Annotated in this window: 19 protein-coding genes and 2 riboswitches; of the genes, 10 read left to right on the top strand and 9 right to left on the bottom strand. The window is 66.0% G+C overall.

Annotation, left to right across the window (positions count from 1 at the left end; translation table 11 throughout):
• Positions 1 to 2 precede the first annotated feature (2 nt).
• Both cobN and cobW read right to left on the bottom strand, forming a co-directional pair.
• Positions 3 to 3,752 (bottom strand): cobaltochelatase subunit CobN, encoded by a 3,750-nt coding sequence (cobN, locus tag QMX96_RS01610; protein ID WP_100632794.1) that lies wholly within the window; start codon positions 3,750 to 3,752, stop codon positions 3 to 5.
• Between the two features lie 3 nt (positions 3,753 to 3,755).
• Positions 3,756 to 4,826: a cobalamin biosynthesis protein CobW gene (cobW, locus tag QMX96_RS01605; RefSeq protein ID WP_043861454.1), complete on the bottom strand. Its 1,071-nt coding sequence runs from the start codon at positions 4,824 to 4,826 to the stop codon at positions 3,756 to 3,758.
• A gap of 97 nt (positions 4,827 to 4,923) precedes the next feature.
• Positions 4,924 to 5,122, bottom strand: a riboswitch (cobalamin riboswitch).
• A gap of 56 nt (positions 5,123 to 5,178) precedes the next feature.
• A riboswitch (cobalamin riboswitch) is annotated at positions 5,179 to 5,408 on the top strand.
• A 113-nt stretch (positions 5,409 to 5,521) separates the two neighbouring features.
• On the opposite strand from cobW, the gene QMX96_RS01600 reads away from it, so the two are divergent.
• From QMX96_RS01600 to QMX96_RS01575, 6 genes are all read left to right on the top strand, one after another.
• Positions 5,522 to 5,707 (top strand): CbtB domain-containing protein, encoded by a 186-nt coding sequence (locus QMX96_RS01600; RefSeq protein WP_043861453.1) that lies wholly within the window; start codon positions 5,522 to 5,524, stop codon positions 5,705 to 5,707.
• A gap of 11 nt (positions 5,708 to 5,718) precedes the next feature.
• Positions 5,719 to 6,408: a CbtA family protein gene (locus QMX96_RS01595; RefSeq protein WP_054914568.1), complete on the top strand. Its 690-nt coding sequence runs from the start codon at positions 5,719 to 5,721 to the stop codon at positions 6,406 to 6,408.
• Complete coding sequence (locus QMX96_RS01590; protein WP_054914569.1) at positions 6,408 to 6,812, top strand: cobalamin biosynthesis protein; 405 nt, start codon at positions 6,408 to 6,410, stop codon at positions 6,810 to 6,812. The genes QMX96_RS01595 and QMX96_RS01590 overlap by 1 nt, the downstream gene beginning before the upstream one ends.
• A gap of 28 nt (positions 6,813 to 6,840) precedes the next feature.
• Positions 6,841 to 7,587 (top strand): precorrin-4 C(11)-methyltransferase, encoded by a 747-nt coding sequence (cobM, locus tag QMX96_RS01585; protein WP_043861450.1) that lies wholly within the window; start codon positions 6,841 to 6,843, stop codon positions 7,585 to 7,587.
• Positions 7,588 to 7,794: 207 nt separating this feature from the next.
• The gene (locus tag QMX96_RS01580) at positions 7,795 to 8,409 is read left to right on the top strand and encodes a response regulator transcription factor (protein ID WP_043861449.1); all 615 of its coding nucleotides are present in this window, start codon (positions 7,795 to 7,797) and stop codon (positions 8,407 to 8,409) included.
• A 7-nt stretch (positions 8,410 to 8,416) separates the two neighbouring features.
• Entirely contained in the window at positions 8,417 to 11,713 is a 3,297-nt protein-coding gene (locus QMX96_RS01575; RefSeq protein ID WP_282360800.1) for a transporter substrate-binding domain-containing protein, read from the top strand.
• An 8-nt stretch (positions 11,714 to 11,721) separates the two neighbouring features.
• Here QMX96_RS01575 and QMX96_RS01570 read toward each other — a convergent pair whose 3' ends face one another.
• Positions 11,722 to 13,041: a PAS domain-containing methyl-accepting chemotaxis protein gene (locus QMX96_RS01570; protein WP_100632796.1), complete on the bottom strand. Its 1,320-nt coding sequence runs from the start codon at positions 13,039 to 13,041 to the stop codon at positions 11,722 to 11,724.
• A gap of 89 nt (positions 13,042 to 13,130) precedes the next feature.
• On the bottom strand, positions 13,131 to 14,150 hold the full coding sequence (locus QMX96_RS01565) for a LacI family DNA-binding transcriptional regulator (RefSeq protein WP_282360798.1): 1,020 nt from the start codon (positions 14,148 to 14,150) through the stop codon (positions 13,131 to 13,133).
• Positions 14,151 to 14,357: 207 nt separating this feature from the next.
• Between QMX96_RS01565 and QMX96_RS01560 the strand changes: the two genes are divergently transcribed.
• A complete protein-coding gene (locus QMX96_RS01560) occupies positions 14,358 to 14,897 on the top strand; it encodes a gluconokinase (protein WP_043861445.1) in 540 nt (179 codons plus the stop codon).
• 100 nt (positions 14,898 to 14,997) lie between these two features.
• On the top strand, positions 14,998 to 16,350 hold the full coding sequence (locus tag QMX96_RS01555) for a GntP family permease (protein WP_043861444.1): 1,353 nt from the start codon (positions 14,998 to 15,000) through the stop codon (positions 16,348 to 16,350).
• An 80-nt stretch (positions 16,351 to 16,430) separates the two neighbouring features.
• On the opposite strand, the gene yiaY is transcribed toward QMX96_RS01555, so the two are convergent.
• The 4 genes from yiaY to QMX96_RS01535 all read right to left on the bottom strand — a co-directional run bounded on the left by yiaY (position 16,431) and on the right by QMX96_RS01535 (position 20,691).
• Positions 16,431 to 17,579: an L-threonine dehydrogenase gene (gene yiaY / locus QMX96_RS01550; protein ID WP_054914574.1), complete on the bottom strand. Its 1,149-nt coding sequence runs from the start codon at positions 17,577 to 17,579 to the stop codon at positions 16,431 to 16,433.
• Positions 17,580 to 17,657: 78 nt separating this feature from the next.
• Positions 17,658 to 19,220 carry a threonine ammonia-lyase, biosynthetic gene (gene ilvA, locus QMX96_RS01545; RefSeq protein ID WP_043861442.1) on the bottom strand — a complete coding sequence of 521 codons (1,563 nt, stop codon included), beginning with the start codon at positions 19,218 to 19,220 and terminating at the stop codon, positions 17,658 to 17,660.
• 190 nt (positions 19,221 to 19,410) lie between these two features.
• Positions 19,411 to 19,863 carry a PACE efflux transporter gene (locus QMX96_RS01540; RefSeq protein ID WP_043861441.1) on the bottom strand — a complete coding sequence of 151 codons (453 nt, stop codon included), beginning with the start codon at positions 19,861 to 19,863 and terminating at the stop codon, positions 19,411 to 19,413.
• 156 nt (positions 19,864 to 20,019) lie between these two features.
• Positions 20,020 to 20,691: a DUF3313 domain-containing protein gene (locus QMX96_RS01535; RefSeq protein WP_043861440.1), complete on the bottom strand. Its 672-nt coding sequence runs from the start codon at positions 20,689 to 20,691 to the stop codon at positions 20,020 to 20,022.
• A gap of 81 nt (positions 20,692 to 20,772) precedes the next feature.
• Here QMX96_RS01535 and QMX96_RS01530 point away from each other — a divergent pair, with 81 nt between their 5' ends.
• Positions 20,773 to 21,420: a DUF1345 domain-containing protein gene (locus QMX96_RS01530; protein ID WP_054914577.1), complete on the top strand. Its 648-nt coding sequence runs from the start codon at positions 20,773 to 20,775 to the stop codon at positions 21,418 to 21,420.
• A gap of 278 nt (positions 21,421 to 21,698) precedes the next feature.
• A complete protein-coding gene (locus QMX96_RS01525; RefSeq protein ID WP_043861439.1) occupies positions 21,699 to 21,956 on the top strand; it encodes a DUF1652 domain-containing protein in 258 nt (85 codons plus the stop codon).
• Between the two features lie 9 nt (positions 21,957 to 21,965).
• On the opposite strand, the gene QMX96_RS01520 is transcribed toward QMX96_RS01525, so the two are convergent.
• Positions 21,966 to 24,044 (bottom strand): EAL domain-containing protein, encoded by a 2,079-nt coding sequence (locus QMX96_RS01520; RefSeq protein WP_058540139.1) that lies wholly within the window; start codon positions 24,042 to 24,044, stop codon positions 21,966 to 21,968.
• Positions 24,045 to 24,246 lie beyond the last annotated feature (202 nt).

Raw genomic sequence — 24,246 nt, 5'->3', positions numbered from 1 at the left:
GCTTATTCCTCTGCGTCCAGCAGTTGCTCTTCCAGGGCCTGGCGGTACTCGCCCGGAGCCTGCCACAGCCCGCGCTGCTGGGCCTCCAGCAAACGTTCGGTGATGTCGCGCAGGGCCTCGGGGTTGTGCTGGCGGATAAACTCGCGGGTCGCGGCATCGAGCACATAGGCCTCGGCCAGCGACTGGTAATGATGATCGTCGATCAGGTGCGTGGTGGCATCGAAGGCGAACAGGTTGTCGACCGTCGCGGCCATCTCGAACGCGCCCTTGTAGCCATGGCGCTTGACCCCGTCGATCCACTTGGGGTTGAGCGCACGCGCACGGATCACCCGGTTCAGTTCTTCCTTGAGGGTGCGAATGCGCGGGCGATCCGGCTGGCTGTGATCGCCGTGGTAACTGGCAACGCCGGCACCGGCCAGGCTTTCTGCCGCCGCGAGCATGCCGCCCTGGAACTGGTAGTAGTCGTTGGAATCGAGCAGGTCGTGCTCATGGTTGTCCTGGTTCTGCAGCACCGCCTGCACCTGGCTCAGGCGCCGGGCAAAGGGTTCGCGCGCGGCGGTGCCGTCGTCCGAGGCGCCATAGGCATACGCGCCATGGTTGAGGTAGACCTCGGCAAGGTCTTCACGGCTGTGCCACAGACGGCCGTCAATGGCGTTCTGCACCCCGGCGCCGTAGGCACCGGGCTTGGAGCCGAACACCCGCCAGCCCGCCTGGCGCTCGGCCTGCTCGGGGCTCAGGCCAGCGGCCAGCAGTTCGGCACGCTCGCTGCGCACCTTGGCCGCCAGGGGGTTGAGGTCATCCGGCTCATCCAGTGCCGCCACGGCCTGCACCGCCGCGTCGAACAGCTTGATCAGGTTGCCGAACGCATCGCGGAAGAACCCCGAAACGCGCAGGGTCACGTCTACCCGTGGGCGATCCAGCAGGCTCACCGGCAGGATCTCGAAGTCGTCCACCCGCTGGCTGCCGCTGGCCCATACCGGGCGTACGCCGAGCAGGGCCATGGCCTGGGCGATGTCGTCGCCGCCGGTGCGCATGGTGGCCGTGCCCCATACCGACAGGCCGAGCTGGCGCAGGTGGTCGCCGTGGTCCTGCAGGTGGCGTTCCAGAATCAGGTTGGCCGAGGCGAAACCGATGCGCCATGCCGTGGCGGTGGGCAGGTTGCGCACGTCCACGGTGTAGAAGTTGCGGCCGGTGGGCAGCACGTCCAGGCGCCCGCGGCTGGGCGCCCCGCTCGGCCCCGCCGGCACGAAACGCCCGTCCAGCGCCGCCAGCAGGCCCTGCATTTCGGCCGGGCCGCAGGCATCCAGCTGCGGCGCCACCTGGGCCCGCAGCGCCTGCAGCACGGCCTCGACGTCGGCGCTGTGCTGGTGGCTGGCCGGCGCCCCGTCGAGGGTCTGCTCGATCAGGCGGGCGGCATACAGTTCAAGCCGCTCGCGGGTGTCGCCGTTGGTCCGCCAGGCCTCGCTGCTCACCTGTGCCAGGCTGGGCGGCCGTGGCCCTTCCCAGGCAAGGCCCAGGTCGCAGTCCAGCGGGTCGAAGCCCAGCCCCAGGCCGCGGGCCAGGGCGCGCAGCAGGCTGGCATTGGGGCCGCGCCCATCACCACGTTCCACCCGCAGCAGGGCCAGCAGCGTGTCGATCCGCAGGCGACCGTCCGGCGATTGGCCGAACACATGCAGGCCGTCGCGAATCTGCGACTCCTTGAGGTCGCACAGGTAGGTGTCCAGGCGCGGCAGCCACACCGCCGCATCGTCCAGCGCGCCTTCCAGTTGCAGCTCGCGGTCGATGTGGTTGTCGCGCACCAGGTTGAGGATGTCGCGCTGCAGTTCACGGGCCCGGCGCGGGTCCAGCAGTTGCGCCTCGTAGTACTCGTCGGCCAGCAGTTCCAGGTCGCGCAACGGCCCGTAGGTTTCGGCGCGGGTCAACGGCGGCATCAGGTGGTCGATGATCACCGCCTGGGTGCGGCGCTTGGCCTGGGCGCCCTCGCCCGGGTCGTTGACGATGAACGGGTAGATGTTCGGCAGCGGCCCCAGCAACGCGTCCGGCCAGCACCCGGCCGACAGGCCGACGCCCTTGCCCGGCAGCCACTCCAGGTTGCCGTGCTTGCCCACGTGGATCAGCGCATCGGCGGCATAGGCGTGGCGCAGCCAGAAGTAGAACGCCAGGTAGCCATGCGGCGGCACCAGGTCGGGGTCGTGGTACACCGCACTGGGGTCGACCTGATAACCGCGCGCCGGCTGGATACCGACGAAGGTCAGGCCAAGGCGCAGGCCGGCGACCATCATGCGCCCGCTGCGGAACATCGGGTCCTGCTCCGGCTCGCCCCAGCGCTCGCGCACCGCCTGCTGGTTGGCCTGGGGCAACAGGGCGAAGGCGGCGCGGTAATCGTCCAGCGCCATGCTCTGGGCACAAGGGCGCTGGTCGAGCGTGTCGAGGTCGTTGCTGACCCCGCCGAGCAGGGCCTGGATCAGCGCCGTGCCACTGTCTGGCAACGGCCCCACCGGGTAGCCCTGGGCCTGCATGGCGCGCAGGATGTTGAGCGCCGCCGCCGGGGTGTCCAGCCCCACACCGTTGCCGATGCGCCCGTCGCGGGTCGGGTAGTTGGCCAGAATCAGCGCCACGCGTTTTTGCGGGTTGTCCAGGCGCGCCAGCTCGCACCAGCGCCGGGCCAGTTCCGCAACAAAATCCATGCGTTCCAGGTGCGGCTTGTAGCACACCACGTCCGACTGGCTGCGTTCGCTTCGCCAGGCCAGGTCCTTGAAGCTGATCGGCCGGCTGATGATGCGCCCGTCCAGTTCCGGCAGGGCAATGTGCATGGCCAGGTCGCGGGCCCCCAGGCCCTGTTCGCTGGCCTCCCAGGCCGGCTGGTTGTCCTGTGCGCAGATGGCCTGCAGCACCGGGATGTCGCGCCGGAACGGGCGCAAATGCGGCTGCTGCGGGCTGGACTGGGCGAAGCCTGTGGTATTGATGATCAGGGCCGCGTCGACCTGGTCCAGCCATTGCTCGACCTGGTCCAGGCAGGCTGCCTCCTTGAGGCTGGCCACGGCAATCGGCAGCGGGTTGAGCCCCGCGCCTTGCAGACGCTCGCAGAACGCATCGATGAACCCCGTGTTGGCGGCCTGCAGGTGCGAGCGGTAGAAGATGATCGGCGTCACGGGCTGGCCGGGCTGCCACAGGGCACGCCAGCTGTCCACGCTCGCCTGGGGGTGTTGCGGGTGATAGACACTGGTGCGCGGCAACTGCTGCGGCTCGTCCCACTGGTAGTCGCGGCCCAGCCATTGGCTGGCCAGGCACTGGAACAGGTTCAGCGCATTGGCCTTGCCGCCCTGGCGCAGGTAGTGCCACAACCGTTCGGCCTGGGCAGCGGGCACCGTGCTCAGGCTGGTCAGCTCAGGGTCCGGGCGGTCGTCGCCCGGTACCAGGATCAGTTGCACGCCCCGCCCCGCCAGCGCCACCAGTTGCTCCACGCCATAGCGCCAGTAACCGATGCCGCCGTGCAGCGACACCAGGATGACCTTGGCATGGCGCAGCACTTCGTCCACATACAGGTCGACCGAAGCATGGTTCTGCACCTGCATCGGGTTGGCCAGGCGCAGGCTGGGGTAGTCGTCCGGCAACTGCTGGGCGGTTTCGGCCAGCAGTGCCAGGTGCGAATCACCGCTGCAGAGAATCACCAGGTCGGCGGGGGTCTGGCCGAGGTCGGCGATGCTGTCGTCCGGCACAAAGCCGCCGGGCTGGGTCCGCAGCAGGTGCATGGGTCAGGCGCCCAGTGCGGCGCGCAGGCTGGCTTCGAGTTGCACGGCGTCTAGGTCCTGGCCGATCAGCACCAGGCGCGTGGTACGTGGCTCGTCGCTGCGCCAGGCGCGGTCGAAGTGCTTGTCGAAGCGCGTACCCACGCCCTGCACCAGCAGACGCATCGGCTTGCCCGGAATGGCCGCGAAGCCCTTCACCCGCAGGATGCCGTGCTGCACCACCAGTTGGGTCAGGGCATCGAGCAGCAGGCTTTCGTCGGCCTGGGGCAACTCGATGGAGATGGAGTCGAAGGCATCATGGTCGTGATCGTCGTGGTCGTCATCGCCGTCATGGTGCGAATCGTGGTGGGTACGACGCGCGTCGATGTGCTGCTCGGACTCGGCGCCCAGGCCCAGCAATACGTCCAACGGCAGGCGGCCGCTGCTGGCCTCCACCACCTTGACCGCAGGCGGCAGTTCCTCGGCCACCTCGGCGCGCACCCTGGCCAGGTCGTCGGCAGCGATCAGGTCAGCCTTGTTCAGCACCACCAGGTCGGCGCTGGCCAGCTGGTCGGCAAACAGTTCGTGCAGTGGGGACTCGTGGTCCAGGTTCGGGTCGAGCTTGCGCTGGGCGTCCACCTGGTCGGGGTAGGCAGCGAAGGTGCCGGCGGCCACGGCTGGGCTGTCGACCACGGTGATCACCGCATCCACCGTGCAGGCGTTGCGGATTTCCGGCCACTGGAAGGCTTGCACCAGTGGCTTGGGCAGCGCCAGGCCGCTGGTTTCGATGAGGATATGGTCCAGGTCGCCACGGCGCGCCACCAGCTCGCGCATCACCGGGAAGAACTCTTCCTGAACGGTGCAGCACAGGCAGCCGTTGGCCAGCTCGTAGACGCGCCCGCTGGCTTCTTCCTCGGTGCAGCCGATGCTGCACTGCTTGAGGATCTCGCCATCGATGCCCAGCTCGCCGAACTCGTTGACGATCACCGCGATGCGGCGGCCCTGGGCGTTGTCGAGCATGTGCCGCAGCAAGGTGGTCTTGCCCGAGCCGAGGAAGCCGGTAACGATGGTGACGGGGAGTTTGGCCAGTGTTTTCATGGGGGTGCCCTTGGCAGGATGGCGGGCATGCAGGACGAGAGCCGCAGGAGCCTTGCTGCCTGAGCGCATTCGCCACCGGATCACCCCGCCCGGTTGAAAGTCGGAAACTGTTCGAGGCAGGTCTCCTGGCTCGCGCTGTGCCGGCACGCCTGCCGGCAGCATCGACGCCTTCCCGCCCGGGGCAGTGGCACGGCCGATGCCGTTAACGCTTACAGTTGCGGGGGCAGCCACGGCTTGAACCGTATTCCCGTCTTAGCTGCAGCCAGGGCCGCAGAACCTCGAAGCGGCTAGGCTACGCAGTGGTCCGGGGCAGGTCAACCGCTGTATTGACGGATGCCGGCGCGCATGATTTGCTAGCCGCATTCGTTCGGGTGCCTTTTTACAAGGTGAAACGGGAAACCGGTGCGTCAGCCGCTTCTGCAAAGAAGCAGCGACAAATCCGGTGCTGCCCCCGCAACGGTAAGCGAGGAAAGCGTCTTTACCACTGTGCCAGCTGTGCGGCATGGGAAGGTGACGCCCTCAGGCTGAGCATGCTGCCAGCCCTCGCAAGCCCGGAGACCGGCCCGATACAGTCATGACAAACCCGCGGTGGGCGGGCGCTGTTGAACCCCTGGGCGAGCCTCGCGCAGGGGTTGGCCGCGCTTGCCTGTTGCCGATAGCCCCCACGACACGACAACAGCAAAAAGGAACGCGCCATGCCCATCAGTACCGCCAGCCAGCCCCTCGTCACCCCCACTACCCTCAGCCAGCGCCTGGCCGTCGCCATCGGTGCATCGCTGCTGGGCCTTTGCCTGGTCTACTTCGCCGGCTTCTCGCACATCGAGGCGGTGCACAACGCTGCCCACGATACCCGCCACAGCGCCGCGTTCCCTTGCCACTGAGACCTGCCCCGATGATCAAGCGCATTGCCCGCACCGCAGGTTTTACCGGCCTGCTCGCCGCCCTGCTGCTGACCCTGCTGCAAAGCTTCTGGGTCGCACCGCTGATTCTGCAGGCCGAAACCTACGAGAACCCGGCACCGGCCGCCCAAACCCATGAGCATGCCGACGCCGCGGGTGAAGGCCACCACCACGATGCCGAGGCCTGGTCGCCTGAAGACGGCTGGCAGCGCGTGCTGTCGACCACCGGTGGCAACCTGGTGGTGGCCGTCGGCTTTGCCCTGATCCTGGCTGCGCTGTACACCCTGCGTGCGCCGGGCCGTACCGCCACCGGCGCAGCCTGGGGGCTTGCCGGGTTCGCGGTATTCTGCCTGGCGCCCACCCTCGGGCTGCCGCCAGAGCTGCCGGGCACTGCCGCCGCCGACCTGGCGCAGCGTCAACTGTGGTGGGTGGGCGCCGCGGCTGCCACTGCTGCCGGCCTGGCCCTGATCGTGTTTGCCCACAACTGGCTGCTCAAGGCACTGGGTGTGGCATTGCTGGTTGTTCCGCACGTGATCGGTGCGCCGCAGCCGGAGGTGCACGAGAGCCTGGCGCCGCAAGCACTGGAGGCGCAGTTCAAGGTGGCGTCGCTGTTGACCAATGCCGCGTTCTGGCTGGCCTTGGGCCTGCTCAGTGCCTGGCTGTACCGTCGCCAGCCAGCCTGATGCAGTTGTATGCCGGGCTGGGCTGTCGTCGCGGCTGCCCGGCCCGCGAACTGGCCGCCCTGCTCCAGCAGACCCTGTTCGCCCATCACCTGCCCGCCTCTGCCCTCGCCGGGCTGGCCAGCATCGACCTCAAGGCCGACGAACCCGGCCTGCATGAACTGGCCAGGCAACTGGGGTTGCCGCTGGTGTTCTTTTCGGCCGCGCAACTGGCCCCCTTCGAAAGCCGCCTGAGCCACCGTTCGCCCACGGCGTTCGCCCTCAGCGGCTGCCATGGGGTGGCCGAAAGCGCCGCGCTGGCCCTGGCCGAGCAACGCGGCGGCGCCAATGCCGCACTGCGCCTGCCACGCACCGTGCAAGGCGCCGCCACCCTGGCATTGGCCTGGGCCCCGCCGTTTGACGGATAATGCCGCGCAATCTTTCCAAGGATTCATCATGACCGTCTATTTCATCGGTGCCGGCCCGGGCGACCCCGAGCTGATCACCGTCAAGGGCCAGCGCCTGATCCACAGCTGCCCGGTGATCATCTATGCCGGCTCACTGGTGCCCGCCGCCGTGCTCGAAGGCCACCGCGCCGAAACCGTGATCAACAGCGCCGAACTGCACCTGGGGCAGATCATCGAGCTGATGCGCACGGCCCACGCCAACGGCCAGGATGTGGCCCGCGTACACAGCGGCGACCCTGGGCTGTACGGTGCGATCGGCGAACAGATCCGCCACCTGCGTGAACTGGGTATCCCGTTCCAGATCATCCCCGGCGTGACCGCCGTGGCTGCCAGTGCCGCCCTGCTCGAATGCGAGCTGACCCTGCCGGACATCGCCCAGAGCGTGATCCTGACGCGCTACGGCGATACCTCGCCGATGCCGCCGGGCGAATCGCTGGGGAGCCTGGCCAGCCACCAGGCAACCCTGGCCATTCACCTGGGGGTCAAGCACCTGGCCAGAATCGTCGAGGAACTGCGCCCGCATTACGGCAGCGACTGCCCGATCGCCGTGGTGCACCGCGCCACCTGGCCAGATCAGGACTGGGTGCTGGGCAGCCTGGACGACATCGTGCAACGGGTGCAGGCCAAGGGCTTTCGACGCACCGCACTGATCCTGGTGGGCCGGGTGTTGGGCAGCGATACCTTCAGCGAGTCGGCGCTCTACCGCGCCGGGCATGCGCACCTGTACCGACCTTGACGGCCCAGGCGATAGGAAATCGGCTACAGAACTTTCGAGCGCCTTGTAAGAAAAATCCTCTAATCGAACTGATTTCTTCCTCACTTCTATACTGGACGTACTCCTGCTGAGCGTTTCCACGTATCTTGGCCGCCTTGCCAGAGCCTGGGCAGGCGTCGCCCCGAACGGTTCGGGGCCTGGATCACCTCTCTGACAAGGAGTTGCGCGATGCCCAAAGTCTTGATCGTTGATGACCACACCACCATCCTCTTCGCCATCCGCACCCTGCTGGAGCGCGATGGCTACAACATCGTCGGTGAAGCCCGAGACGGCGCCAGTGCCGTCGAACTGGCGCGCAAGCTGCAGCCTGACGTGGTGATCCTCGATCTGGGGCTGCCACGCCTGGATGGCCTGAGCGTGCTGGAGCGGCTCAGCCAGTTGACCAACCCGCCACGTATCCTGGTACTGACCGGCCGCCCACCCCGGCTGTTCGCCCGCCGTTGCATCGAGTCCGGTGCCTCGGCATTCGTGCGCAAGGACGAAGACCTCGATATCCTGAGCGCCGCCCTCAAGGCCGTGCTCAACGGCTACTCCTACCTGCCCGATGCGTCACGCTTCAATGACCGGTCAAGCTCGGAACTCCAGCGCCTGGACAAGCTGTCCAACCGTGAGTTCGAGGTGCTGCGCCAGTTGGCCAAGGGCGCCAGCAATGGCGAAATCGCCACGGCGATGATCCTCAGCGCCAAGACCATCAGCACCTACAAGACCCGCATCATGGAAAAGCTCGGGGTGGTATCGCTGGTTGAGTTGATCGATGTGGCCAACCGCAACGCACTGACCTGAGCCGCCCATGACCAAGCGTTGCCTGCCTGCCCTGCTGCTCGCCTGCCTGGTGCAGTGGCTGGCGATAAGCGCCATGGCACAGGAGCCGGGGGTTGCCCGCCAACTGCTCGGGCGCTCGGTCAGCAGCAGTGCGCCACCCCCGCTGACCCTCGCCGAACGTCGGTGGCTCAAGCACAAGCAGGTGCTGCGCCTGGGCACCTCGGCGCCGGACTACCCGCCCTTCGACATCAATGTGAGCCAGCACGACTATGAAGGGGTCAGCGCCGACTTCGCCGGCCTGATCGGCGAGCAGTTGAAGATCCCGGTGCAGGTGCTGCAGTTCTCGAACCGTATCCAGGCCATCGCCGCCCTGCACAGTGGCCAGATCGATCTGCTGGGCAGCGCCAACGGCTACGAAGCCGCCGACAGCGCACTGGTGATGAGCCAGCCCTACGCCGACGACCAGCCGATCATCGCGACCCCCGTCGGCGTGACCCATGACCCAGACGACCCGCTCGACGGGCTGACGCTGTCGATGGTCGAACACTACCTGCCACCGTCGCTGGTACGCCAGCTCTACCCCCGGGCGAACCTGCAACTGTACGCCTCGACCATGTCGGCCCTGTCGGCGGTGGCCCTGGGCCAGGCCGATGCATTCATCGGCGACGCGATCAGTTCCGACTACCTGATCGGCAAGAACTACCGCGAAAGCCTGCAGATCTCCCACTACGTCAAACCCCAGCGCTCTTCCTTCGGCTTTGCCCTGGTGCGCGAGAACACCGCGTTGCTGGACCTGGTGAACAAGGCATTGGGCAGCATCACCGACAGCGACCGGCTGAACGTGATGCGCCGCTGGACCAGCGGCGTGAGCAGCATCCTGCTCAACCGGGCGGACATCGCGCTGACCGACGAAGAGCGACACTGGATCGCGCAGCATCCCAGCGTGCGCGTGGTCATCAACAAGTACTTCGCGCCCCTGAGCTTCTTCGACGAAAACCAGCACTTTCGCGGCATCACCGCCGACGTGCTGGCGCAGATCAGCCTGCGCAGCGGGCTGAAGTTCCAGATCATCGAGACCGACTCGGTGCCCACCATGATCAGCATGGTCGAACAGGGCGAAGCCGAGGTCGTCGGCGCGCTCAACTATGGTGAGCAGCGCGCCAGAACCCTGGCCTTCACCCGGCCCTACCTGGCCAACCCGAGGGTGCTGGTGACCAGCGTGCGCGATACATCGATCCGCCACCCCGACCAGCTCGACGGCAAGCGCCTGGCGATCATTCGCGGTACACCGGTGAGCGCCGAACTGCGCCAGCGCTATCCCGCCATCAGCCTGATCGAAGTCGACGACCCGCTGGCACTGATGGAGTACGTGGCCCAGGGCCGCGCGGACGCGGCGCTCAGTTCGCAGATCAACGCCGCCTACTTCATCAGCCGCATGTTCAAGGACCGCCTGCGCATCGCCACCCTGCTGGACGACACCCCTGCCCTCGCCGCCTTCGCCACCGAACGTTCTTCGCCACTGCATGCGATATTGGAAAAATCCCTGCTCAGCATCCCGCCCGAGCAGATGACCCAGCTGGTCAATCGCTGGCGCATCAACGCCCTGATCAGCGACACGCCCTGGCGCAACTACCGCTCGCTGGTGCTGCAGATTCTGGGCATCGCGGTGGCGCTGGTGCTTGCCATAGCGTTGTGGAACCGTTACCTGCGCAAGCTGATGCAGCAACGCGCCGAGGCCGAGCAGGCCCTGCAACTGCAGCTGCGCATCAGCGAACACCTGCTCGAAGAGCTGCATGTGGCCAAGGAACAGGCCGACAGCGCCAACCACGCCAAGAGCACCTTCCTGACCACCATGAGCCACGAGATCCGCACCCCCATGAACGCGGTGATCGGCCTGCTCGAGCTTGCCCTGAAGGATGCCGCACAGGGCCGCACCGACGAGCACTCCCTGCAGGTGGCATTCGATTCGGCCAGCAGCCTGCTGGAGCTGATCGGCGACGTGCTGGACATCGCCCGCATCGAATCCGGACACATGAGCCTGGCGCCACAACCCACCGACCTGGGTGCGCTGGTACGCAGCACCGTGCAGGTGTTCGAAAGCAGCGCCCGTCTCAAGGACATCAGCCTGACCCAGGACCTGCAGCCCCCCGCCGCCCTGGTGGAGATCGACCCGCTGCGTTTTCGCCAGATCCTGTCCAACCTGCTGGGCAATGCCATCAAGTTCACCGAGCGCGGCGGCGTCAACGTGCGCCTGCAGTGCCAGCCCACACCGTGCGGCAAGCAGGTGCACATGCACCTGGCCGTCGAGGACAGCGGCATCGGCATCAGCCAGCCGGACCAGCAGCGCCTGTTCCACCCCTTCATCCAGGCCGGCAGCCAGCCGGCTCGCCAGGGCACCGGCCTGGGCCTGGTGATCAGCCGGACCCTGTGCGAACTGATGCAGGGCAGCCTGGAGCTGCACAGCACCCCGGGCCATGGCACCCAGGTCACGGTCAGCCTGCCGCTGATGCTGGCCAGCACTGCCAGTCAACCCGAGGAACCGGCCCAGGAGCCAACGGCGCAGGCCAGCCAGCGGCTGAACATCCTGGTGGTCGACGACTACCCCGCCAACCTCATGCTGCTGGAAAAGCAGCTGAGCGTGCTGGGCCATCGGGTGACCCAGGCCAGCGACGGCGCGGGCGGCCTGCAGGCCTGGCAGGCCGGGCGCTTCGACGCCGTGATCACCGACTGCAACATGCCCGGCATGGACGGCCACCAGCTGGCGCGCGAGATTCGTGCCCAGGAAGCCCAGGCGAATCGCCCGCCCTGCCTGATCCTGGGCCTGACCGCCAACGCCCAGGCCGACGAACGCGAGCGCTGCCTGGCGTCGGGCATGGATGACTGCCTGTTCAAGCCGATCGGCCTGGGCGCCTTGAGCCGTCACCTGTCGGGGGTGGATACCCCCGAGCCGCAGGCGCCACCCGAGCCCCGCGCCGAGGACAACAGCGGTTTCAACATCGACAACCTCAAGCACCTGACCCTGGGTGACCCACGGCTGATCAAGCGTCTGCTGACGGAGCTGGAGCGCAGCAGCGCCGAAGACCTCGAGGCGTTGCGTGCACTGGGCTCAGGCGCGAGTCGACAGCAACTGCGCAGCCTGTCGCACCGCATCAAGGGCGGCGCCAAGATGCTCAAGGCCCATGGCCTGGTGGGGCACTGCGATGCGCTGGAGCAGGCCTGTACCGGCAAGGCCCCGGACAAGGCCATCGAGGCGTTGCTGGCGGCACTGGAACAGAGCCTGAAGGATCTGCATGAACACCTGCAGCGATCCATTGCCGCCGGCTGAGATGAGGCTCAGTGCAGTTGCAGGGTCGAGTTGATCTGGCTGATGGCGTCCACCACGTGCTGCGAACCCTGCTGGATTTCCAGGATCACTTCCCCCGCCTCATTGGCCAGTTCCACCCCCAGCCCGGTGCGGCTGAGGCTCGACTGCATGCTGGCCACCGCATTGAGTGAAAGGTCGTGGTTCTGGCGCACCACATCGACGATCTCCAGGGTCGCCTTGCTGGTGCGTGCCGCCAGGCTGCGCACCTCGTCGGCCACCACGGCAAAGCCGCGGCCGTGCTCACCTGCCCGCGCCGCCTCGATGGCGGCGTTCAGGGCCAGCAGGTTGGTCTGGTCGGCAATGCTGCGGATGGTCTGCACGATCTGCCCGATCAGTTCCGACTGCTTGCTCACCGCATCGATGCTGCGGGCTGCAGCATTGAGCTCGCGGGAGATCTCCTCGATCACCTGCACCGTATGCTGCACCACCTCCGAGCCCTTGCGCGCACAGGCATCGTTCTGCACCGAGGTGGCGTGGGCCGCTTCGGCCGCCGTCTGCTGGGTACACACCTGGTGGGTGATGTCGCTGGCGAACTTGACCACCTTGTACAGGCGGCCACGGGTATCGAAGATCGGGTTGTAGGAAGCTTCCAGGTACACCATCTGCCCGAGTTTGTTCTTGCGCTCGAAACGATGGGAATGGTACTCGCCGCGATTGAGCGAGGCCCAGAATGCCTTGTAGGCGCTCGACTCGCTTTCGCTGCGGTGGCAGAACAGGCTGTGGTGCTGGCCAATGACCTCCTCGGCCCGGTAATGCATGGTCTTGAGGAAGTTCTCGTTGGCACGGATCACATTGCCTTCGGGGGTGAACTCGACCATCGCCATGGAACGGCTGATGGCATTGATCAGGCTGTCGCTCTCATGCTCCTCGACCACCCGCCGGGTGATGTCGGAGGCGACCTTGATCACGCTGGTGACCTGCTGGTTGGCGCCGAACACCGGCATGTAGCTGGCCTCCAGCCACACATCGTGCCCGGCCTTGTCGCGCCGCAGAAAGGTACCGCTGTGGGCCTCGCCCCGCGCCAGGTCGCGCCACAGGGTGCGGTACTCATCGCTCTTGACGTAGTCGGGCTCGCAGAAAATGCGGTGGTGCTTGCCGATGATCTCCTCGGCGGCATAGCCCAGGGTGGAGCAGAAACGCTCGTTGGCTTCGAGAATCACCCCGTCGGGGCTGAACTCGATCATGGCCATCGAGCGGCCTATGGCCGCAAGCTTGGCATTGGAGTGGTGTAACGCTTGGGTGCAACGCTCGATTTCAGCCAGGTCAGACTTGCGATGGGCGTTAAACATTGGTTACCACTCCATTGGCGGTTTTTGCTCAGCATAGATGCACTTCTGTACCCTGCAAGCCAACTGCCATCACCGTTTATCACCCCACGTCAACTGCTTTCGCGCACCATCAGTTCGAAGCCCAGGTCCTGGGTGCGCGGCTGCCCGCCCTTGCCGTCGAGCAACGCCAGCAGCGCCTGCGCAGCCTGCCGCCCAACGGCAGCGCGCGGGGTGCGAATGGAGGTCAGGCGCGGTACCAGGTGAGCCGATGCCGGCAGGTCGTTGAAGCCCACCATCGCCACCTGCCCCGGCACCTCGATGCCCTGGCGCAAGGCCTGCAGAATCGCGCCCTGGGCCAGGTCGTCGTTGCAGAAGAACAGCCCGTCCACCTCCGGGTGACGCTCGAGCAACTGGCTGAACAGCTCGCCGCCCAGGCCGATGGATGACGGCTGCGGTGCGAGCATTTCCAGCGCCGGGTCATACAGCCCTGCTTCGTCCAGCGCCTGGCGGAACCCGTCGGCGCGTTGCATCACCCGCGGATCGAGCTGCGCGGCAATGAAGCCCAGGCGCCGCCGCCCGCGTTCGATCAGGTGTCGGGCGGCCGCGCGCCCGGCCTGCTGCTGGGAAAACCCGACCGAAGTGGCCGTGTCCGGCCCACCCAGCTCCATCATGTGCACGCAGGGCACACCACTGGCGGCCAGCATCTGCTGCGACGCCTCGGTGCGGTCAAAACCGGTGAGCAGCATGCCGCACGGCTGGTAGGCCAGGTAGTTGCGAATCAGGTTCTCCTCTTCGGCCACGTCGTAGTGGAAGTTGCCGATCAGCACTTCAAGGCCGCGCGGGCGCATCACGTCGTGGATGGCTTCGAGGGTTTCGATGAACAGCTGGTTGGACAGCGACGGAATCAGCACCACCACCGACTGGCTCTGTGCCGACGCCAACGCGCGGGCTGCCGGGTTGGCGACATAGCCCAGCGCTGCGGCAGCATCCTTGACCTTCTGCACCAGTTCCGGGGCAACCGTGCTGATGCCGCGCAGGGCGCGCGATGCGGTGATCGGGGAAACCCCGGAAAGCCTGGCCACTTCAGCCAGGGTGGGACGACCGGTAGTACGGGAGCCAATGCGGGTCATGGGGGCTTTTATTTTTCGGCTTGCAAAGAGAAGGGAACGGGCACTAAGGTAGCGCTGTCTCAGACGTCAGGCAATGCATAACTGCAGGTGCACGGCGATGAGCGCCCAGACTGCTTTTACAAAACCAATAACAACCGGGTGGGAAGCCGCCGAGGCGTTGTCAGCCTCGGTCAAAGATAGCGCTATCTCACCCCGCAGGAGGTACCGATGAACTCTCCCCTGTCCGCTATTGTGGTGATGGGCGTGGCTGGCTGCGGCAAGAGCTGCGTCGGTTCTGCCATCGCCGATTGCAGCGGCGGCCGCCTGATCGAAGGCGATGCCTTTCACCCTGCCGCCAACATCCAGAAGATGAGCGCCGGCATTCCCCTTGACGATGACGACCGCGCTGGCTGGCTGATCCGCCTGGGCGAAGAGCTGCAGGCCACCCTCAAGGCCGGCGAACGGCCGATCCTCACCTGCTCGGCGCTGAAAAAGCGCTACCGCGACGCCCTGCGCCACGCCGTACCCGACCTGGGCTTCGTGTTCCTCGAACTGACGCCCCAGGAAGCCGAACGCCGCGTGCTGGCACGCCCCGGCCACTTCATGCCGGCAAGCCTGATCGACAGCCAGTTCGCCGCCCTGGAGTCACCGCGCGGCGAAACCCTGACCCTGACCCTGGACGCCACCCAACCCATCGCCCAGCTGGCCCGTCAGGTAGACACCTGGCTAAAGCCCTGCGGTGAGTCGGCACTGGCGCGAACTGCCTGATTTCCCGGCAGTTTTCCGGCTCACCAAAGATAGCGCTGTCTCGACTGCTGCACGCTGTAAAAGTTCCGCCCACAACAATGACAATACGAGGCACTGAACCATGTTCGGTCTGGCAACTGATACCTACCTCTTGCTTGATGCACTGGTGACCATCATCGGCCTGGTGCTGCTGATCACCCACTTCAAGGTGCACCCTTTCGTGGCGCTGACCCTGGCCGCGGGCTTTCTGGGCCTGACCTCCGGCATGCCGGTAGCCAAAGTGATGAAGTCGTTCCAGGACGGTTTCGGGGGCGTACTCGGCTTTGTCGGGATCGTGCTGGCACTGGGCACCATGCTCGGCAAGCTGATGGCCGATTCCGGCGGCGCCGACCAGATCGCGCAAACCCTGATTCGCGCCTTCGGCAAGCAGAAGGTGCACTGGGCCATGATGTTCGCCGCCTTCCTGGTGGGCATCCCGCTGTTCTTCGAAATCGGCTTCGTGCTGCTGATACCCCTGGTGTTCATCGTGGCCCGGCGCACCGGCGTATCGCTGATCAAGATCGGCATTCCGCTGCTGGCCGGGCTGTCGGTGGTGCACGGGCTGGTGCCGCCGCACCCGGGCCCGCTGCTGGCCATCGGCGTGTTCGGCGCCGACATCGGCAAGACCATCTTCTACGGGCTGATCGTGGCGCTGCCCACGGCGATCATCGCCGGGCCGCTGTACGGCACGTTCATTTCGCGGTACATCCCCGGCTCGCCGTCCCAGGAGCTGATGGACCAGATCGCCCGCGAAGCCGAGCGCACGCAACTGCCCAGCTTCGCCATCACGCTGGTGACCATCCTGCTGCCGGTGTTCCTGATGCTGCTCAAGACCTTCGCCGACGTGGTACTGCCGGCCGAGCACATCTTTCGCCAGTGGATGGACCTGATCGGGCACCCGATCACGGCGCTGCTGGCAGCCCTGCTGCTGGCCTTCTACACCTTCGGCTCGGCCCAGGGCTTCAGTCGCCAGCAGATCATGAAGATGCTCGACCAGAGCCTGGCGCCTACGGCGGCAATCGTGCTGATCGTGGGGGCTGGGGGCGGCTTCAAGCAGATGCTGGTGGATACCGGTGTGGGCAACGTGATCGGTCAGATGGCGGTGCAGGCGCAGATCTCGCCGATCATGCTGGCCTGGCTGGTGGCGGCGGTGATTCGCATCGCCACGGGCTCGGCGACGGTAGCGACCATTACCGGTGCGGGTATCGTGGCCCCGGTGATCGGCATGATACCGGGCGTGAACCGCGAGCTGCTGGTGCTGGCCACGGGGGCCGGCTCGCTGATCCTGTCGCATGTCAACGATGCGGGTTTCTGGCTGGTCAAGCAGTACTTCAACATGACCGTGGCCGAAACCTTCAAGACCTGGAGCATGATGGAAACCATCCTGTCGGTGGTGGGCATCATCTTCATCATGCTGTTGTCGCTGGTGGTCTGACGGCATCGCCGCAAAGCCAGCCCACAGGTTCTGGCTGTACCGCAGAACCCTGTGGAAGCTGGCTTGCCAGCGAAGATGCGCTAGAAGGCTGCCTTGAAGATCGCCTCGATCTCGGCCTGGCTGGCCCGCCGCGGGTTGGTCAGGCCGCAGGCATCCTTGAGCGCGTTGGCCGCCAGGGTCGGCACATCCGCCACCCGCGCACCCAGCACCTCCAGCCCCGGCGGGATCTCGATATCGTCGCTCAGTTGCACGATGGCCTGGATCGCCGCATCGGCACCCTGCGCCGCGTTCAGCCCCTCCACCGCCACGCCCATCGCCTGTGCCACATCACGCAGGCGCGCCGCGCTCACCGCCGCATTGAAGCGCTGCACATGGGGCAGCAGCACCGCGTTGCACACCCCGTGCGGCAGATCGTAGAAGCCACCGAGCTGATGCGCCATCGCATGCACGAACCCCAGCGAAGCATTGTTGAACGCCATGCCGGCGAGGAACTGCGCATAGGCCATGTTCTCCCGCGCGGTCAGGTCCTGCCCGTCGATCACCGCCTGGCGCAGGTTGCGGCTGATCAGCTCGATGGCCTTGAGTGCGCAGGCGTCGGTGATCGGCGTGGCCGCCGTGGATACATAGGCCTCGATGGCGTGGGTCAGTGCATCCATACCGGTGGCCGCCGTCAGCGACCTGGGCATGCCGACCATCAGCGCCGGGTCGTTCACCGACAGCAACGGGGTGACGTTGCGGTCGACGATGGCCATTTTCACGTGGCGCGCCTCGTCGGTGATGATGCAGAAGCGCGTCATCTCGCTGGCCGTACCGGCCGTGGTATTGATCGCGATCAGCGGCAATTGCGGCTTGGCGGAGCGGTCGACCCCTTCGTAGTCGCCGATGTGCCCGCCATTGGTGGCACACAGGGCAATGCCCTTGGCGCAGTCGTGGGGTGAACCGCCGCCCAGCGAAATCACGCAGTCGCAGTGCTCGCGCTTGAGCATCGCCAGGCCCTGCTCCACGTTGGCGATGCTCGGGTTGGGCTTGGCGCCGTCGAACACCACCGAGTCGATGTCACGCATCGCCAGCTGCTCGGCGATTCGCTGTGCCACGCCGGCCTTGGCCAACCCGGTATCGGTGACGATCAACGCCTTGGCAAAGCCATAGCCGACAATGGCGGTCATGGCTTCGTCCAGGCAGTCGATGCCCATGATGTTGACGGCTGGGATGAAAAACGTGCTGCTCATGGCGGTATTCCTCAGGCTTTATATCTCTGCCTCAAGGATCCGCCCGTGGGCCACAGGGCATGTTGATCCAGCGCAAAGTCAGCCAAGAAACAGCCGATAGGCTGGGTTGTCGGTCTCGTCCCAGTAGCGATAGCCCATGCCGTCGAGGGTGCCTGGCAACTGCGCCAGCTCATCGTCCGGCACCTGCAGCGCCACGAACACCCGCGCCTCGGCAGCCCCGTGGTTGCGGTAGTGGAACAGGCTGATGTTCCAGCGCTTGCCCAGGCGCTCCAGAAAACCCAGCAAGGCGCCAGGACGCTCCGGGAACTCGAAGCGCAGCACCCGCTCGTCGAGCGAGGGGGCCGAGTGGCCGCCCACGGTGTGGCGGATATGCAACTTGGCCAGCTCGTTCTCGGTCAGGTCCAGCACCTCGTAGCCCTGCCCGGCCAGGCTGGCCAGCAACTGCGCGCGCGGGTCGGTGTGCGGGTGGGTCTGCACGCCGACGAACAGGCGGGCCTCCTTGCCGGGCTGGTAGCGGTAGTTGAACTCGGTGATCTGGCGCTGGCCCAGGGCCTGGCAAAAGGCGCGGAAGCTGCCCGGCTGCTCGGGGATGGTCACCGCGATGACCGCCTCGCGCTGCTCGCCCAGTTCGGCGCGTTCGGCCACATGGCGCAGGCGGTCGAAGTTGACGTTGGCACCGGAGTCGATTGCCACCAGGGTCTGGCCCGTCACGCCGCGGCTGGCCACGTACTTCTTGATCCCGGCCACCGCCAGCGCACCGGAAGGCTCGGTGATCGAGCGGGTGTCGTCGTAGATGTCCTTGATGGCCGCGCACAGCTCGTCGCTGCTGACCGTGACCACTTCGTCCACGTAATGCCGGCACACCTCGAAGCAATGCGCGCCGATCTGCGCAACCGCCACGCCGTCGGCGAAGGTGCCGACCTGGGGCAGCACCACCCTCTCGCCAGCGGCCAGCGCGGCCTGCAGGCAGTTAGAGTCATGCGGCTCGACGCCGATCACCTTTACCTGCGGGCGCAGGTACTTGACGTAGGCGGCGATGCCGGCGATCAGGCCGCCGCCGCCCACCGGCACGAAGATCGCGTCCAGCTCGCCCGGTTGCTGACGCAGGATCTCCATGGCCACGGTGCCCTGCCCTGCAATCACGTCCGGGTCGTCGAACGGTGGCACGAACGTGGCGCCTTCGCTCTGGGCCAGTTGCAGCGCATGGGCCAGCGCCCGCGGGAAGCTGTCACCGTGCAGCACCACATTGCCGCCACGCGAGCGCACCCCTTCGATCTTCAGCGCCGGAGTGGTGGTGGGCATCACGATGGTGGCGCGCATGCCCAGTTCACGGGCGGCCAGCGCCACGCCCTGGGCATGGTTGCCGGCGGACGCGGTGATCACCCCGCGCTCGCGCTGCTCGGTGCTCAGGCGACTGAGGCGGGTGTAGGCCCCGCGGATCTTGAAGGAAAAGGTCGGCTGCAGGTCTTCGCGCTTGAGCAGCACGTTGTTGCCCAGGGCCTCGGACAGCGCCCGGGCGGGCTGCAGGGGCGTCTCGATGGCCAGGTCATATACCGGTGCGGCAAGAATCCTTCGCACGTAGTCCGACAGCAGGCTGGTGGCGCTGGTCGAGGTGCTGGGGCAGACGGTAAGGCTGGTCATCGGTGACTCCTGGTTTTTTTTGAAGTGCCCAGGAGTCAGAAAGGAAAAACCCGCCTCCAGGGCGGGTTAGGTGCAAGGTGCTCGCTAGCCCGCCAATCTGATAATGGCGGTAATAATGCTGTGCGAAGGCAACGCTGCGAATAAGGTCATGGCAGCGAAACTAGCCCAGGGCCTTTTTCAAGTCAATCATTCATTTTGCGCTCGTGCAGGCTTGCACGCCGCGTTCGTGCGCCGATTCGGGCACGCCGAACACCCGGTCGAAGCCCCACTGGAACACGAAGGCGTACACGAAGAAGAACACGAACAGCGCAAGGTTGGTGCCCAGTGCCGCCCACAGGCTGATGTCCAGCCACCAGGCCACCACCGGCAGCAGGATCAGCACCAGCCCGCCCTCGAAGCCGATGGCATGCAGCAGGCGCCGCACGAAGGTTCGGCTGCGTCGGGCCTGACGTGCCTCCCAGAACTCGAACAGGTAGTTGTAGAGCATGTTCCAGCCCAGGGCCATGCCCGACATGATCACCGACAGCACGGTGGAATGGGCCATGCCCTCATCGAAGGCCAACGCCAGGGCCGGTGCGACACAGGCCACCGCGATGACTTCGTACAGAATGGCCTGGGTGATCTTGCGGGTAACGCCTTGCATGACGGGCTCCTTTCAACGGTATGCCGCGCAGGCTAGGCTGATTGAAGCCGGGTTTCAATGGTGAAGCGGTCAACTGTCGTCGGCCGCAGGGGCCGGCAGACCGGCCAACACGCTGCCAGGCCATTGCGGGGTTCCCCGAATGGCCTGGCACAGGGCTCAATGGCCCTTGAGCTTGAGGTAGGACTGGTGCAGGTCGGACGCCCAGCCATCGAGCACTGCCTTCACATCGTCGGCCTTCATCACCTGGCTGTCGTTTTCCAGCGGCTTGCCACTGCCCTTGCGCACCACCTGGGCGAGCACCTTGTTGTTGCCGCCATCCAGAAACTGCGCCTCGGTGGCGATATCGGTTTCCTGGTCGCGGATGCCCGAGGCCGTGCTCACCGCTGCCGCCACCAGCGCCACCGGAATCACTTCGTATGCCTTCAGGCCCTCGGTCTTGCTGCTGACGGCCGTGATCGCCGGGCGTACCACGATCACCCCCGGGCCAGGGCCGGTGGCCAGCGGCAACGACTTGCCCAGCTCGCGCTTGAGCGCCTGGTCGTAGTAGTGGGTGATGCCTTGCAGGGTGCTCTGCGGAATCCGCGCGGTAGGTTGCGGCTTGGGATACAGCTGGCTGGGCTCGATGTATACGCTGGTGTAGCGGTCGAGCTTGAGGTTCGGGTCGATCCAGCGCATCACCGTGGCACCGGAGGGCGAGGTGGTCTGCTTGAGACGGCTGTAGTCCTTGAGGAACCCGGAGTACTCGTCGGGCTGCACGGTGCTGCTCGAACAACCGGCCAGGCCCAGCCCGGCCAGGCACAAGGTGCCGATGATCAATGCGTGTTTCATGCGGTCGCTCCAGTGGCGCCTGAAGAAAGGCTTCCTAGGTATAGGCTACAGTTGGCGGTGCATCCATCGACGTGAGGCAACATGGCATTCCACAAACTGGCCCATACCCACCCGCGCCTGAGCGCCGCCGCACTGGTCGGCTGCCTGGGCGGCGTGTTCATCCCGGCAGACAACCTGGTGCAACACATCCTGGCGGGCTGGAACCTCGGGGTCTGGCTGTACCTGCTGCTGGTGTTCTGGCTGACCCTGCGGGCAAAACCGGGCCAGGTGCGCAAGGTGGCCTGCATCGAGGACGAAAATGCCGGGCTGGTGCTGTTTACCGTGAGTATCGCTGCCATCGCCAGCCTTGCCGCAGTCACCCTGCAACTGGCCAGCAGCAAGGGCCTGACCGGCAGCACCCAGGCCCTGCACTACCTGTACACCGGCCTCACCGTGGCCGGCTCGTGGCTGCTGATCGGCACCATCTTCAGCCTGCACTATGCGCGCCTGTTCTACACCAGCACCGCCAAGCAGCCGCTGCTGCGCTTTCCAGACGAGGAGCGCAACCCCGATTACTGGGACTTCCACTACTTCTCGTTCACCCTCAGCGTCGCGGTGCAAACCTCCGATGTGGGCGTGGCCGGGCGTGAACTGCGCCGCGTGGTGCTGGCCCACTCGGTGATCGGTTTCGTGTTCAACACCGCGATTCTGGGTTTCACCATCAACATCGCCGCCGGCCTGCTCAGCTGAGCCCGCCGCTGGTCTGAAATACCCGTGGCGCCACCCTGCCCGCTTCAGCGGCCATGACAGCCTCACCCGCCGCAATGCGGACCACGCAAACGCTTGCGCAACCCACACATAGCAAAAAGCCATTGTGACGCAGGTCAAACATCCTGCAACGGGGCGCAAACAAGCGGCGGACAGCGGCCGCATCGGTGCTATGGTTAGGGTCTTGGCCTTCCCTGGGCAGCGTGTCCCGGGTACAGGCATGCTCAGCGAATCGGGGTCAGCTGTAAAAGGAGGCCGGCATGAACAAGCTCACGTTTCCCAACGCCTGCCAGATGATGCGCTGGCACTTCCATCCGCTGGGCTTTGAAGCCAGCATGGATGCACCGCGCAGCATGGTGGCGCGCGTGTTCGATCGCGCCACCGGCGAAACCCTGCTGGCGATTGCCGGCATTCCGTGCGCCACACTGATGGCGGCGTCGGATGTGGAGCGCATCATCGAAGCGGTGGAAGACGAGCTTGAAGCGTTCCAGCCCTCGTGTGCGCTGCGCTCGGCCTGACGCTGGCGCTCAGGCCTGCCCCACCGCCAGTCTCTCGATATCAGCCATGAAACGCTCGGCCGGCAGCGGCTGACCGAGCAGGTACCCTTGCAGCGAATCACACCCCAGACGGGTCAGGAAGTCCTGCTGGCGGTCGGTTTCCACCCCTTCGGCAACAATCCTCAACCCCAGTGCCTGCCCCAGCGCCACGATGGCCGACACGATTGCGGCATCGTCGCTGTCCTGCTCCAGGTCGCGCACGAAGCCACGGTCGATCTTCAGCTCGTTGGCCGGCAGGCGCTTCAAGTACATCAGGCTTGAGTAGCCGGTACCGAAATCGTCGATGGACAGGTCCACGCCCATGTCCGACAGGCGCTGCAACACCATCAGGCTCGCATCGGCGTCGTGCATGGCGGTGGTTTCGGTGATCTCCAGGGTCAGGCTGTTGGCCGGCAGGCGATGACGCTGCAAGGCCGACGCCACGCTGTCCACCAGCCCGGCATGGCAGAACTGGATGGCCGACAGGTTCACTGCAACCCGCCAGTTTTCATAGCCCTGGTCCATCCAGCTGCGCATCTGGCGGCAGGCCTCGTCCAGCACCCACTCGCCGATCGGGATGATCAACCCGGTTTTTTCCGCCAGCTGGATGAAGCGATCGGGCAGCAACATGCCGTGCTGCGGGTGCTCCCAGCGCAGCAGGGCCTCGGCACCGATAGGCTGGCGCCCCACCGCATCGAACTTGGGCTGGTAGAACAGGCGCAACTGGCGCTGCTCCAGCGCCATGCGCAGGTCCTGCAGCAACTGCAGCTGCAGACGCGCGTTGCTGTTCATCGACACATCGAAAAAGCTGTAGGCGTTCTTGCCGGCGCTCTTGGCGTGGTACATGGCCGCGTCGGCATTGCGCAGCAGCTCCATCTGGTCGGCGCCGTTGCCGGGGTACAACACGATGCCGACGCTGGCGGAGATCTGCAGGCTCTGCTCGGCCACCCGGAACGGGCGCGACACCAGGTTGACCTGTTTGGCGGCCACCCCCACCGCATCTTCAGGCTCGTCCAGCTCCACCAGCAGCACGAATTCGTCACCGCCGATGCGCGCCAGGGTGTCCTGGCTGTGCAGGTGGCCACGCAGGCGCATCGCCACCTCCTTGAGCAACTGGTCGCCGGTGTGATGACCGAACGCGTCGTTGACCGGCTTGAACCCGTCCAGGTCGATGAACATCAGCGCAAAGCAGCCGCCCTGCTCGGCCACCTTGGCGATGGCCTGCTCGATGCGGTCGGTCAGCAGGCTGCGGTTGGGCAGCCCGGTGAGGGTGTCGTGCAGCGCCAGCTGGGTCAGCTCCTGGTTGGCCAGGGTCAGCGATTGCGCCAGCTCCGCAGTGCGCGCCTCCAGGCGTGCATCCAGCACCGAGGTCAGCAGCGCCACCGCCAGCACCGCCAGGGTGGTGATCAGCACCAGGTAGTCCAGGCCACTGCCGCTGAGCCCACCGTCCAGCGCGCCACAGAAGCTGCCGTCGGCAAAATTGGCCGCTGCCATGCCGGTGTAGTGCATGCCGACGATGGCAATGCCCATCACCACGGCGGCGCCGCCGCGAATCTGGCGTACATACGGGGTATTGCGGCGCAGGCGGAAGGCGATCCACAGTGCGGCCACCGACGCGCCTACTGCAATCAACAGCGAGGCGGCGAACAGCAGCGGGTCGTAGTCGATGCCCGGTTGCATCTGCATGGCAGCCATGCCGGTGTAATGCATGCTGCTGATGCCCGCGCCCATGATCAGCGCCCCCAGCGCCAGCACGCGGCCCGGCAGGCTCGGCTGGCTCACCAGCCACAGTGCGAAGCCCGACGAAAGCACCGAGATCACCAGCGACAGCGCGGTGAGGCTCAGGTCGTAGCCCAGCTCGATGGGCAGGCTGAAGGCAAGCATGCCGATGAAGTGCATCGACCAGATCCCGGTGCCCAGGGCCAGAGCACCGCCGACCATCCACAGGTACGCGGCACGGCCCTTGGCGGTGGCGATGCGCCCGGTCAGGTCCAGCGCCGTGTAGGACGCCAGAATCGCCACGCACAGCGAAATCAGGACCAGCGAGGAGGAATAACTACCGTTGAGCATGAAGGTTCCAAGGCCCGGTTGACGGGCGCTGTCCCGGCCCGGTGAAAAACCGATGATTGTACTCAACCTTTAGCGAAACGCACGGAGTTTCCGAGGGATGGCGGGATGTTTTTGGCGAATGGCCATCAGGCTTTGGAACCGCGTCGCGGCCTTCGCCAGCAAGGCTGGCTCCTACAATCACATCGCGGCCTGTAGGCGCCGG

It is taken from the genome of Pseudomonas sp. PS01300, from assembly GCF_029960155.1.
GTDB lineage: Bacteria > Pseudomonadota > Gammaproteobacteria > Pseudomonadales > Pseudomonadaceae > Aquipseudomonas > Aquipseudomonas palmensis.
The sequence above is the reverse complement of the archived record's forward strand: the minus strand, read 5'-3'. Positions and strand labels throughout refer to the sequence as shown.